A 13711-nucleotide genomic window follows, 5' to 3' on the forward strand; every position below is an offset into this window, starting at 1 on the left:
ACGCTATATCTCCCCGCATACAATTGTTAACAATTCATTATTTCTGATAGTCTCAATACTAATACGAACTTTAGTTTTCTTCCCTATCAGGTCTATCTTCAGTTTTTTCTTCAGCCAATCTCTTCTGGCGAGCTTCTTGAACTCTCCTATAATATTCCGTAGCCTTCATTTCATTATCTAGTCTGATCGCCTCATCCCAATCTATTTCCATACAGCATCACCTCTCTTATAAACAAAATTTAATTCTGTGGCTCAATATATCACCAATAGGCGTTTGTCAACATTTTTTCAGAATACTACTAATTTAAGTAAGGATTTAAAATCTAAACTAGGATTTCGGGGTAAATGAAATGGATAATAAAAATATCAATCTGGAGCAAATAAGCCGATGTGAAAAAAACTTTAAAAAATTAATTTTCTAATCTATCGATGATTCCAAGATTTCCTTTGAGCTTAGTCTGTTGTGCCCATAAACTTTTGCAGTGAATGATGGATCAAAGTGATTAGCAAAACGAGAGACGGCATCTAATGGCTTACCATTTTTCAATAGATGAGAGATACGACTATGCCTAGTCTGGTGAGGGTGAACATTTCTGTTTAACTCAGACTGCCCGATCTTTTGCAATGTTCTATGTACTAACTGTCTAGTAATAGGCTTCCCAGTATTTGTATTTTCAAACAAATACACATCTCCATTGAATTGTGTCTTTATTTTAGCATAAAGAACCTTCGAGAGAATTAGACTAGTTTCTTTCCCCCCCTTACCTAAAACTTTAGCCTCAATATGGGTTTTCAATATCTTGCAATTTTTTAGTTTTATGGATAACAATTCTGAAATCCTGCAACCAGAAGCATAAAGTGCCTGTAGAATCAGACTATATTTGCCTGGTAGTTTATCGATTAGTATTTTAACCTCCTTTTCACTTAAAAATTTGGAATCTGTCATAGATATATTAGGTTTTGGAACTTTAATGTCTCTAAATACGCTCTCTATACCATTCCTGAAGATAATATCCGTTTTCTGTGGATGATTCTTTAGTATCCACAACTTGATGGAAGTTTTTGTTAGTCGAATCGTAGCTGGAGAGTATTGCTTCTTTAGTGTTTGGAAATATTCCCTTAGGATATCTTCAGTGACTGGTTTGCTACCAATCCATTCCTGGAATCTGATTACTCCAACACGATATTGATATGTAGCAGGAAGTTTTATAGATTGTTTTCTTAATGTTTCGATGACTTGTTTTTATCAAATGTTGAACATTTGTCAAGAATTTATCTAATTCTTATTGTATATTAAGGTTACATAATTACTAGTTGTGTAACCTATTTAGGAATCAGAAATTAAACGAAGGGTCGAGATTAAAGAAAATCTGTAAATTTATGTAGAAAGGAATAACTTTATAATTTGATATCCTCAATTATTTAGTACTAAGACGAAGGTTACATTATAATATACCACCTTTACCACCTTTTCTCTAATATTAAAAAGTATATATCTACTTCATAACTTCGTTATGATACTCTTCAAATCAATTACCGATATCCCTGCCAGACGTGGAAGAAGGTGGTATTTTCACCCAAAAAGTATATGAAACCTAATATGAATATATAGATGGGATAATCCCTGTCACTTAAAGTGAAAATAGTTTTTTGAGCCTCTACTAACTAATTAAGCCAAAATTCAGACTTTTGGCTAATAACTTTAGGCGGTGCCTCAATGGAAGGATTGCAATATAAGCTTATAGACGATGGTAAAACCATTACTATAGGACAAATAAAATTAGATGAGACATTAGTAAAAGATTACTTAAATTTAGGGGATATCCTTTTACATCCTTGTATCGAATTGGGAATGGATAACGAAACAAAGATAATGCAGTTAGCCAAAATCAAGAACCAATGGATTGGGACTTTAAATGCATTCGATTTCAGTTTTGGAATCAGAATCGAGACGTTAAAGAATGATAAATCCAAATCTTCACTCTATTTGAAGATAACTCCAGAAAATGCATCAAAAGAGGGTTATCAAAATGCCTGAAATAGATAAATATATTATAGAACAATATTTCAGCACTCCGAATTCATACTGGAGAGAAGATGAGTATTATACATTGAATCCCTTGCGTCTCGATAAAAACATAGGCTCATTCCATATTTCTGCTTCAAAAGGATGCTACATAGATCACGCAACGAGTGAAGGCGGAAGCATAATTGATCTTTTTGTAAACAAAGGTTTTACAAAGAAGGAAGCCTGTAGAATAGTTTACGGTGAATCATTTCCTCAAAGTTTGGAGAGCAATATATTTTATTACGATGAATGGTATGACGAAAATTTGAAATTTTTAGGGTTACGCTTAGTAAGAAATAGAAACGTTACGGAGAATAAACAATTCATTTGGCAACATTCTAAAGATAATGGTGCAACATGGGAAAAAGGGAAGAATGGTATTCAACCTACCCTCTATAATCTACACAAGGTGGTTCCATCCAAAATCGTTTTCTTCTGCGAGGGTGAGGGGAATGCAGAGTGTGTACAAAATATATGCATTCACTCAGACTATTCTGCAACAACAAGTGGAGGTGCGGAGTCCTGGACAAACAAAATTGAAGCCCAATCTATTAGTTTTCTAAAAGACAAAACAGTATATATTTTTCCAGACAATGATGATGCAGGTTCCAAATTCTCTCAGAAAGTTTTAAAATCTCTTCGGAAAGCAAAAATCGATTCATATATTGTCGAATTGCCAGGATTAAAGGAACTTGCAATAATCAAGAATGGAAAATTAATTTCAGAAAAACAAGATGTGAAAAACTGGATCGAATCAGGCAAATCATTCGAAGACCTAATAAGTGCATGTAACATTGAAAAACAGAAATCAGAGGAATTTGAAAATTCTGACTCTTCCCTAACCTGGAAGAATATTAAAAAATTAACTATAGGAATGGATAAATTCACTGCCTTGGATCTTGTATTTGAGCATATATACAAAAAACGTTATAATGTTGTGCTTAATAGAGCTGAGATAAGAAAATTAGATTCAGAAGAATGGTTACCAGTTACTGATCGATTATTTTTAACAATATGGAAGGAAATTAACCAAAATCTAAACGATTCAATTGGATTAATAAAGAAAGATATTCTTGAAGCTTCTATGGAGTCAATCTCAGGTAATGATTATGACCCGTTCATTGACTGGACACAGAACATTCCTGTCATTGAAGTAAAAGAAGGCGAGGAATCCGAATTAGAAAAATTCCTTTCCTATTTTGTTTTAGAAAAACCAGAACAAAGTCATCTATTTCAAAAGGTTATAAGACGCTGGCTAGTCGCAACCTATTCCTTATTGGCAAAAAGAACCAAGCATAACGAAATCTGCCCAGTTCTCTCAGGCAAGCAAGGAATAGGAAAAAATCGATTTTTGGATAAACTTTTCGAGACAATACCTAGAGAATATTTTTATACAGGTGCAATTCAAGCGGATAACAAGGACTCAAGAAAACGGGTGGCTACCATGGCAGTAATCCACCTGGATGAATTCGACAGTACGACTGGAAAAAGTGATACATCGTCCCTAAAAAGTTTAATCACTTCCAAAGAATTTACTGATCGCCTCCCTTATGGTCGTCTTGATACTCAATTAGAACGTCGATGTTCGTTCATTGCCTCAATCAATACTGATACATCAATTCTGATGGACGATTCTGGAAACAGACGATTTCCAACATTTAGACTTAAATCAATAATGTTAAATGAACTCCTTCTTCTAGATACCGTGAAAATTTGGGGTGAAATAAAATTCATTACGGAAATAATCCAAGAGCCAACTACGTTTAGCGAAGAAGAAGTAAGAATGTTTGAGGAGATAAACGAAGAATTCAGAAAAATAGAAGCATTTGAAGAATACGTCGATGAATTTTTTAGTAATAAACAAGACGTAAATTTCGATACAAAGGAAATTTTGGGAGCTTCTGAAATTATCGACCAGATTGAAAGCGAAACCGTTAAAAGACTGCTAACGATAGATAAAGTCGGAAAAATTATGAAGAAAAAAGGCTTCTTTCAAATGAGAGAAAAAGGTGTACGCAAATATCTTATTTACAAGAAATCAAAAATAGATAACTCACTACAACAGAAACTCGAATCTAAACATTCAAGAGAAATCAAATCACTTGAATCAAACTGTCAAATGGGCTTAGCAATATGAAAATTCACTTAGAGAAAATAGTAATTAAAAATTACTTAACCATAATGAATATCTAGGATTAATGAGGCAAATTCTGCCTCATCATATAATTTTGTAATCTTATGCAAGACAGAATAATTTAGATTTTGATAATCAAAATTTGGAAGAAGTCTAATAGAGTTTTCCTTACTTAAACGCATCCAAGTAAATTTCTTCAATATACAACAGTATCTGCATATCAAAAATTCGATTAAACTTCTATTCTAGTTTTTGAAGGATTTTTAAAACCATAAGAGAAGCCAATTACTCGAAGAAATAAGGGTTACAAAAAAGAATATAACCTTTCCTTTTGTGAATTCAATAAATTAACCAAATGAAAATGAATAGAATTCATGACGAAGTAGAACAGTTGAGACATAAACAACATAACCCGTGCTATCTAAGAACAAATTTACAGAAACAAAGACTAAATTAGAAAAAACTCATATTTTCCTAATAAAATCGAAGTTTTTTCAGTTTTTTATAATTTTCCAAACGTCAAAATAAGCATATGGAAAAAGGAATAATTTGAAAATATGAAACATTTGATGGGAAGTTTTATTCATGTATTAGAGGGTCACCATGAGGACGAATTGGTAACTGAAGAATATGCAAAGGCAAAAGGTTTTTATAAAATTCAAATAGATAATTATCTCGCAAGCGAAGTTGTGAAAGTGGATGAAAATGGAATAAAATATTACTGGAAATCAATAGTCGATTTTACGTATGAATTGGATTTCGTTCAAGATGAAATTGATGATATTAGGAAATTCATCTACCGCAAATACATAGAGCCTAGATGGAAAGAGAAGAAGAAAACAGCATAATTAAAACTTGAATTAAATTTGAAAAGTAATCTAAGTTGAACTAATTTTTGAAACTACAGTTTTTTGTAAAACAGATGCCTACGAAGAGCATTGCCAGACAAGCAGAATTTTTATTAAAGCAGAGGAAATTTTGCCAATGAGAATAATCGAGAATATCGACTAATGATTAATTTAGCTTGATCACGTTTTTTCGGGCACTTTACTAATTCAATTTAACTCAAATTTTTCAGGACTCACATAACCTAGAAGAGAATGTGATCTCTGTCGATTATAAAATAGTTCAATGTATTCAGAGAGATTGTTTATGGCATCTTTTAGTTTTTGAAATACATTGAATTCGATTTTTCTCTTTAAAGTAGAAAAGAAGAATTCTGTAACAGCCTTGTCCCAACAATTTCCCTTACGGCTATTACTTCTCCTAATCCAATTGTTTGCTAATACTTTGCGGACTTCACCAAAACAATAATTAGATCCTCTATCAGAATGAAATATCAATCCTTTGCTTGGATTCCTTGTTTCTATAGCGGAATGAATGCCACCTACTATTATTTCAAAAACATTCTTCTTACTGATTTTCCAGCTATTAGCTTTCCTGGATACGGATCGGATGGATTCTAAAGGGAAAATTCAAAAAATATATCTTTAGGGACGATTTCTATGACGATGCGGAATTCGATACAGCTCTAGTTAGTCTTAAAAGATACATCTCTTATAGAGATAGGGTATCGGCTCTGTATTGATTCACATTATGAACCAATAAGATATTATACAGGCGAATGGCACTAGAATTGAAGATCGCTTAGGAAAGACCTTTCCAGAACCTAACCCATTTGATATTGAGATCAAAAAACGAGCTTAGAAACGAAAATCTATACCGATTTTTGATTTTAAATTTTTTTAAAATCTGTTGACATTGTAAAACATTGTTATACATCTATGGGTGTGTAACCTCCAGAACCGCATCCCATCCTAAAGATAGCGATTCTGAAGGGTTCTCATTTGCTCTAATTCTAGCCTACTTGAAGCAGTGGGTTAGAATTAGGGGTGTTATTTGAACCAGAAAAGCAAGTAGTTTTGTAGCAAAATCCACCAACTTGTCCAGGTTCAAAGTGATCCGTCTGGTCTTAGTTTTGATTCTATGCACCATTTTTTCACTTCCTCCTTATACTGAATTTTCAAACTTGTGACATAATGTCCTCCGTTCTAACCGTCAGTATGAGGGATTTCTGAATGTGTATCAATTTTTTTTTGACGGTTTAACTATTTTATTTTGGGAGGTAAAAACCACGAAAAAAAGGGGCACCTTTTTAAAAAGTCGATTAATGAGTTATAGCGTATAGTTTATGGCTCATTATAATACTTAACTCTACAAAAGTCACATAATACTATATTTTGTCCGTTTTCAATAAAGTAACTAAGTTCTACTTTATTATAGAATATATTTTTAAGATTTTTCTTGGTGTAATCTGGAGTAGAATTTAATCCACAGTAGGAACGTATAACCCCCTCCTCCAATAAACTAAAGAGATGTATTTCTCTATCGACTCTAACAAGATGTATTTCAAGTAATGGTTTTTTCAAATTGCTCTGATAACTCAATGTAATTATTCCCTCGAACGAAATACTCTACATTTATTCTAACCATTGCATTCGATGTATCAATAGCTTTTATAAACGAAGGTATTTTTCTAAAAATAGACTTTGAAAAAATATAGTTACCGTTAAAGATTCCTAAATCGGGAGTTAAAATTAAATAGAAAATTACTATCTTATCATATACTTCAAATTTACTTTCAATTTCACTTATAATAGTTTGAAGATCAGTTCGTAAAAGTTCGGACATAGATCACCTCTTAAAACTTTAGATTATACTCCATTTAACTAAAATGTCAACACCTAACACAGAGACATAACGAGACATTATCATTAATATGGAAAGTAAGTCAAAAAAATGCTTCACAAAATTCAATCTAACTGCCATTAATTGCTTATGAAACTAGATGTAGATGTAACGTGTGCAAATTGCAAAAAGAAGACCAAAACCAAAGTAGAAAAGTTAATTCCAGGGAAAAGTATGACTTGCCCTCATTGTAATGCTACCATTGTTTTTTCAGGTGACGACGGTAGAAAAATACAAAAATCAATGGATGACTTTCTAAAGAAGCTTAAGAAAAAATAGCATCTATTCTACGTTTCTATTTCTATTAAGTTTAGAATATAGAAGAATCTCCAAATCATGATTATTCCTATAGTAATCTGTTAATGATCGCAGTGAGGACATATACCCTACCTTTTCCTTCCTCTTTTTTGGATAATTTAAGGAATGAAAAAACTCATATAATCGATTCTCCCATTGTAATCCCTGGTTAAGATACCAAGTCCTTGCATATCTTACAAAGGTAGTAAATTCATCTACTTTGGAATAAGGTTTAAAATTGCTCAAAGTAAATGATTTCTTATTAATAAACTCGTTCCAATCAGTATAGTATCCCTGAACCCTACCTCGACGAATTAAATAGGATCGAATATCTAATTGCCTTTTCAGAATTTGAACATGAAAATCTTTCTTATCCATGAATTTTTATTATAGCCTTACATATTGACACTATCTCTTCGATTGAACATTCTCGTTTTAGTGATTTCAATTCTTTTCGAATAAAAACGATATTTTCAGGCTCATGTTTCCCTCTATGCTTTTCTCCTAATGGGATTCGGTGGGAGGCTTCCGTGTTAAATGGTTCTAAAGGTAAACCCGAAAGAAAACATTTAAAATCTTGTTCCTCTAACTTTTCCCTTATAAACTTTGTCGTAAATTTTTTAGTTTGAACTTTCTTACTCATATTTTGATCCTCTTTTAAATCCCGTATAATTGGATTTTTTCTTCCTAAATTTCGCTTTATTCTTAAACTTACTTTCTATGATTCCTAATTCTTCTTTTTCACTGGTTAATAGAATTTGGTAAAATGATTCATATCTTAATTTAATTCTTACCTTATCCCTACCCTTCTCATCGTATACTATTGTCTCCAATAAATTCGCTAGAGTCATTTTCTTAATGATATGTAAACATTCAGATTTAGATATTCCAATGGCATCTGATACATTATTTAAGTCAGTCCATTGGTTTTTATTGAGGTAGTTATATACCTTTCTATAAATAAATCTATATTTCCGTTCTCTGATTAGCCTATGACCTCTTAAGTAATTAACTGAATAATCATTTAATTTAATCGCTGACTGTAATACTTTAGGAAGTTTGTTTAATTCGTCTTGAGTGAGTGAGTTTTTAAGGTTTGAAGATTCGAGATACTTTCGTTCTGAATAATTAATTGGTGTATAAAGGAAGCTTTTCAGTAATTCTTTTCTATTTTTATGTTCTATCTCTCCTATCCTATTTCCGCAAAAATCCCTCTCAGAATTTACACCGAAAATTATATTTTTTTCCATTTTGAAGAACTTTAGATTCTTAGCCACCGCAAATTCATTCAAATATAACTGAGAGTACTTACAATTAAACCATCTGTATTGCCTCATGGCTGTTTTTAAGACACCATTAGCACCTTCTACAGCGTTACTGTTAACCCCTTCTTTACTCCACCTCTCCCTTGAGAAAGTATGTATTTTCCTCTTAGCTTTTAGAGAGTGATTAATTAACCTTACGTTTCTATATTTCCCAAAAAGAGAACTATAAGCCTCATCTGCCATTAACACATTATAAGGAGAAAGAACTTTAGAGAGGTGACTTATTGCATAATCTGAAGTAGTGAGAGGGTGAGATTCATAGAAGCTAAGACACCCTTTAATCGTTATGTTAGAAGCTAGTGAGCCTACTTGTTCCCCTCCACTTTTAACAGACCTGTATATTGAGGAAGTAATTCCACCATGTCTATAACGTGACCTATATTTATTTGCCGAGACCCCTACAGAAAAGATAGCAAGTGAATCTATATTAACGATTACCCTTTGTTTTATTGCCTTAGATACATCTCCTCTAAATGGCATTTTCTCATTATTGTTTTGTTTAGCTTCAAGCTCTAAGGCTTCTTTAGTTTGTCTTAAGAAACTGTCATTAAGTTGGCTCATAAAAGCTTGTATTCTCTTTTTCAATAACCACGCTGAGGGATAAGATTTTAGATTTAACCTTCTTTGAATTGCTTTTGAAGTAATAACATTAGGATAGGAAAGTATTATCTCATGTAAGATATATGAGAAGTAGCTAAGGGGTAAATGTAAACCTTGGAGTGGTGTATTCTTCGCTAATGATCTTTGGCTATGGCAGATAGGACACTTTCCCATTAACTGCCTACCCTTTACTTTGGAAGGTTCTAAGTGTATGTCGGGATGATTTTTACAGAACTTAGGATAGAAGGATTTTAAGATGTTATAAGTGAGATTATTATAGTGGTCACTTATTATTTTATGCGTCTCTAGAATGTTAGTATGATTAATAGCCTCTACTTGTGAAGGGTTTTGTAATGAAGCTAGTAGACTTTCTACAGGTGAGAGATTCGGAGAGGAATTTATGCGGAAACGAGATAAGTTCCGACCTACCTCGCTTTTTTTCATTTGCAAAAAATATAATTTCTACCTCACCACTTTCTTTGAATGACCTTGTTTGGAAAATTATTTTTCTACACTATTTTTCTGAATTCTGGGCAAGTCCCCGATTCGTTTCCTTTAGAAAACTTTTCATAGCCTTTGACTAAATAAAAAATCTTCCAAGCGGGGACCGGGCTACTTCGGGGTCCGCGTTCGCTCCCGTCTGCCTAAAGGCAGACCTAAAGCCCTCCGTATCCCTCTTGCAAAAATTTCCATGGAACCGAAATCAAATGGAAAGATTTTTTTTCGTTTCGAAGCTTCCTTCTTTTTTGAATTTTTTTCATTACCGAATTTCCTTCACAAACGAGAAGCCAATTTCATAAATGGAATTTATGGACGAAAATCAAAAACTACAATTCATCAAAGCCAATTTTTGGAAAAAGGTGAAAGACACAGGAAAAAAGATTCCCTTTGTAAAAGATGTGATCGCCATGTACTATTGTTTGTTAGATGAAAAAACTTCACTCACAGCCAAAGCATCCATAGCCTTCGCTTTGTTATATTTTATTTCCCCAGTGGATGCCATTCCCGATATCATTTTGGCTTTAGGTTATACGGACGATGCAGGAGTGATTGCAAGTACACTTTTACTCATCAAATCCCAACTAAAACCCGAACATTATGAGAAGGCAGACCAAGCTCTTTCGGAAGATAAAGAAAAATAAATTCTATTGTAATAGTCCCCTTTTCTTCTCACCAAAGAAAAGAAACAAGGGACTAGTTCTCTAAGTCATTTTCTCTTACCAATCAGATTCTAAACTTTTCTTACAAACTTAGCAAAAGAAATCTTAGAAAAAATATGTTTAAAATCCTCTTTGATTCTGTACAACACCGGAACAAAAATCAAAGTCACACCTGTGGCAAAAAACAATCCCCACCCAAAAGCAAGTGATAACGGTTGGACAAATGGATCCAAAGTCGGAATTCCGTAAGCACTTGGAACAAGACCAATCACTGTACTAATGGTAGTTAAAAAAATGGGACGCAAACGAATGGCTCCACCATTGATGATCGCATCTTCAATCGACATTCCTTGTAACCTAAGTTCTTCGATGAAGGTAATGAGAATAAGAGTGTTGGCAACAATCGATCCACTAAGTGCCACAATGGCTAAAGTACTCATAAAACTAAGTGGCATTCCATGTGTCATAAGAGCAAAAAGAACTCCCACAATTCCAAAAGGAATGGAACCGATGATCACTGTCGTTGTTCCTATGGAATTAAAATACACGATAAAAATTCCAAAAATTACAGCCACTGCAAGTAACATGGAAATTCCTAAATCACGAAATGACTTACCCGCATCTTCTTGTTCCCCACCAAAAATCACCGAATAAGATTTCGCAGTATATTTATCTATATTCACAAGATTCTTTAGTTGTCGGTTCACAAAGAGTGAAGTCGTTTTATCTGTATCAACAGAAGCTTCCAAACGAACGACACGTTGTAAATCCTGTCTGTTGATCATCGAATAATCGCGATCCTTTTCAAAATAGGCTACTTGGTTTAGAGGAATCAACCTTCTGTTTCGGTTTTCCACTTTTACTGAATTCAAACTAGAAACCGACTGTCTTTCTTTCTCAGGGAACCTCACTAAAATATTAATTCTATCTTCCCCTTTACTAATCGTAGAGGCAACTTCACCGTTAAAGGCAGTGCGAACCGATCTTGCAATATCTCTTGCACTTACATCTGTTCTACCAGCAATTTCATCTTTAACAAAGAATCGGTATTCTTCTTTTCCAAGTTCCAGGTCGATCCGAATGTCAGAAACGCCTTCCATTTTTTTAAGTTCTTTGGTATAAAGATCTGCAATCTCCTGAATGACACCAAACTCAGCACCGCGAATCTCCAAACTCACAGGTTTTCCAACGGGTGGTCCTTTGATTTTGGCATTCACATCATAAATCATGTCTTTAGGGAAGTTTCCCGATACTTTGTTTTCTTCAATATAATCGCGAATTTTTTTTACAAGAGCCCTTGCATCTTCCCATTCTTTCCTATCTGCAGCAGTGACTAGTTTCATTGTTAGGTGAGATCTATGAACCTCTTGTCCAGGTTTTGGATCTGTAATCGGATTTTCATGAATTCCAATTCGACTACGAAGATGCACAAAATCTTTACCTGCCATTGTAGTAATCACAGGTTCCATTTTTTCAATGATATCAAGGTTTTTCTGAAGTGTGGTTCCGATTGGCATCCAAATTTTAACTTCGATATCTTCTTCGCTACCAGACGGAAACATCACAAAAGGTAAAAATCTTCCCGCAAGGAACAAAGTGAAGAAAAAGATAAAAGTAAAAATAGCAAGAACAAAAACTCTATGTTTTAGAGCAAAACCCATAGTTCGTTTGTAAGCAGAAAAGACATATCCAAATGCCCCTTCCTTCTCTTCGATTGATTCGTTCTTTTTGACGGCTCCTTGAAATGATTTCGGCAAAAATAAATTCAGCCAATTTGGTAAAAACACTAGAGCAAAAAGTATAGAACTAGCAAGCGTTACAAGAACAACGGCTGGAATTCCTAAAATAAACTTTCCGATCACCCCACTCATAAACAAAAGTGGGAAAAAAGCAGCAGAAATGACTAAAAACGATACTAAAAGAGGCACGAGTACGTCTTTAAATGTTTGTAAGATGGCCTCTCGCCTTTCCTTTCCTTCCTGCATGAGCCGGTATGTGTTTTCAGCTACAACAATGGAATTGTCTACCATCATACCCAAAACCATTACCATTCCAAAAATCGTAATCGTATTGATCGTAAAACCAAACTGTTTCAAAAAAATAAATGCTATGAGAAAAATAAATATGATCGCAACGCTAATCATTAAACTTAATCTCATTCCTAAAATAAAAATCAGTGATAAAAGTACGAGAACAAGACCTGTCTCAAAATTTAAAATTAAGTCTCCAAGTTGGCGACGAACGTCCTTACTTTTGTCATCATAGATTTGAATATCTACATCTGGGAAGTTTCCCTGCATCGAAGTTACTAAAGTTTTTACTGTATCGGCAGTGGTAATGATATCCGCTTGGTCTGTTTTCCAAACCCTCAAAATGATACTGTGTTTTCCATTTAGTTTTTCATAAGTTTTTTCTTCTTCAAAACCATCTACGACTTTAGCAATATCTTTTAAAACGGTAGCAAAACCAAATTCATTTCCAAGAATCGGAACAGAAAGCATATCTTTCGCTTCTTCAAAATCCCCTCGGGTACGCAAAAGATATTCGGTTCCATTCACTTTAAGTCTTCCAGAAGGAATGTTTATATTCCGTGAACCCAAGGCATTCAGAACCGTATTCAAACCAACTTCTTTTGCGTTTAAAACTTTTGGATCTACTTCTACAAGGAACTCACGGTTCCGATATCCAATTTTTTCAATTTCGGCGATTTCTTTTACCTGGAAAAATCTATCCTCAAAAGCCTTGGCTGTATCACGTAACACGCGGTAATCGGCGATTGAATCTTTGGAGTTATCTTTTAAAGTAAGTGAAAGGCTGATAACTTCCTGTTTTTCAGTGGTAATTTCTCGCACTTTAGGTTTTTGTGCGTTATCGGGAAGCCGCACAGAATCTACGGCGTCTTTCACATCATCCAAAACTTTTTTTGTGTTTTTTGTCCCTTCTACAATGAAGATCATAATCACACTAACATTTTCTAAGTTATAACTTCTGATTTTATCGATTTTGGCAACGGCACGTAACTTCTTTTCAATGGGAATCGCAACTAGTCTCTCAATCTCTTCAGGAGTGGCACCAGGTAGTGGTGCTTCGATAACAATTTTATCAAGCGCAACATTTGGGAAAGCTTCCCTATGCATGGAAATTAAACGTGAAAGTCCGATCAAAACGAGGAGGACTAAAATGAACTGAACGATAAGAGTTTTATCGGTAATGAATTTGGCAATGTTCTGCATTCGCTACTTCCCAAAAATGTTGACTAACTAGTCAGTTTTTATTGGAACAGAGGAAAAACAACAGATTTTGTTGTATGGATAGGAATTTCTGAACATAAAGGGTCGAAACAAAAGTAAACACGGTATCCTCAAAGGAATTTGTGTCA

The 13711-nt window shown here is 33.9% G+C and carries 11 protein-coding genes; 4 read left to right on the forward strand and 7 right to left on the reverse strand.

Annotation, left to right across the window (positions count from 1 at the left end):
* Nucleotides 1–70: 70 nt before the first annotated feature.
* Nucleotides 71–211, reverse strand: a complete 141-nt coding sequence (locus ND811_RS07080) for a hypothetical protein (protein ID WP_265351382.1) — start codon at nt 209–211, stop codon at nt 71–73.
* A gap of 207 nt (nt 212–418) precedes the next feature.
* Complete coding sequence (locus tag ND811_RS07085; protein WP_265351383.1) at nt 419–1048, reverse strand: tyrosine-type recombinase/integrase; 630 nt, start codon at nt 1046–1048, stop codon at nt 419–421.
* Between the two features lie 669 nt (nt 1049–1717).
* Here ND811_RS07085 and ND811_RS07090 point away from each other — a divergent pair.
* From ND811_RS07090 to ND811_RS07100, 3 genes are all read left to right on the forward strand, one after another.
* Nucleotides 1718–2038: a hypothetical protein gene (locus ND811_RS07090; protein ID WP_265351384.1), complete on the forward strand. Its 321-nt coding sequence runs from the start codon at nt 1718–1720 to the stop codon at nt 2036–2038.
* Nucleotides 2031–4205, forward strand: a complete 2175-nt coding sequence (locus ND811_RS07095; RefSeq protein WP_265351385.1) for a VapE domain-containing protein — start codon at nt 2031–2033, stop codon at nt 4203–4205. Before ND811_RS07090 ends, ND811_RS07095 begins: the two co-directional genes overlap by 8 nt.
* 554 nt (nt 4206–4759) lie before the next feature.
* Nucleotides 4760–5050 (forward strand): hypothetical protein, encoded by a 291-nt coding sequence (locus ND811_RS07100; protein ID WP_265351386.1) that lies wholly within the window; start codon nt 4760–4762, stop codon nt 5048–5050.
* A gap of 207 nt (nt 5051–5257) precedes the next feature.
* Here ND811_RS07100 and ND811_RS07105 read toward each other — a convergent pair whose 3' ends face one another.
* The 4 genes from ND811_RS07105 to ND811_RS07120 form a co-directional block, all read right to left on the reverse strand.
* On the reverse strand, nt 5258–5677 hold the full coding sequence (locus ND811_RS07105; protein WP_407658928.1) for a DDE-type integrase/transposase/recombinase: 420 nt from the start codon (nt 5675–5677) through the stop codon (nt 5258–5260).
* Between the two features lie 934 nt (nt 5678–6611).
* Nucleotides 6612–6893, reverse strand: a complete 282-nt coding sequence (locus tag ND811_RS07110; protein WP_265351387.1) for a hypothetical protein — start codon at nt 6891–6893, stop codon at nt 6612–6614.
* A gap of 724 nt (nt 6894–7617) precedes the next feature.
* Nucleotides 7618–7890, reverse strand: coding sequence for a hypothetical protein (locus ND811_RS07115; RefSeq protein ID WP_265351388.1), 273 nt, complete (start codon nt 7888–7890; stop codon nt 7618–7620).
* Entirely contained in the window at nt 7883–9346 is a 1464-nt protein-coding gene (locus ND811_RS07120; protein ID WP_265351389.1) for a hypothetical protein, read from the reverse strand. Before ND811_RS07120 ends, ND811_RS07115 begins: the two co-directional genes overlap by 8 nt.
* A gap of 635 nt (nt 9347–9981) precedes the next feature.
* On the opposite strand from ND811_RS07120, the gene ND811_RS07125 reads away from it, so the two are divergent.
* On the forward strand, nt 9982–10314 hold the full coding sequence (locus ND811_RS07125) for a YkvA family protein (RefSeq protein WP_265351390.1): 333 nt from the start codon (nt 9982–9984) through the stop codon (nt 10312–10314).
* Between the two features lie 89 nt (nt 10315–10403).
* On the opposite strand, the gene ND811_RS07130 is transcribed toward ND811_RS07125, so the two are convergent.
* Nucleotides 10404–13565 carry an efflux RND transporter permease subunit gene (locus tag ND811_RS07130; protein WP_265351391.1) on the reverse strand — a complete coding sequence of 1054 codons (3162 nt, stop codon included), beginning with the start codon at nt 13563–13565 and terminating at the stop codon, nt 10404–10406.
* Nucleotides 13566–13711 lie beyond the last annotated feature (146 nt).

Source organism: Leptospira soteropolitanensis, from assembly GCF_026151655.1.
GTDB lineage: Bacteria > Spirochaetota > Leptospiria > Leptospirales > Leptospiraceae > Leptospira_A > Leptospira_A soteropolitanensis.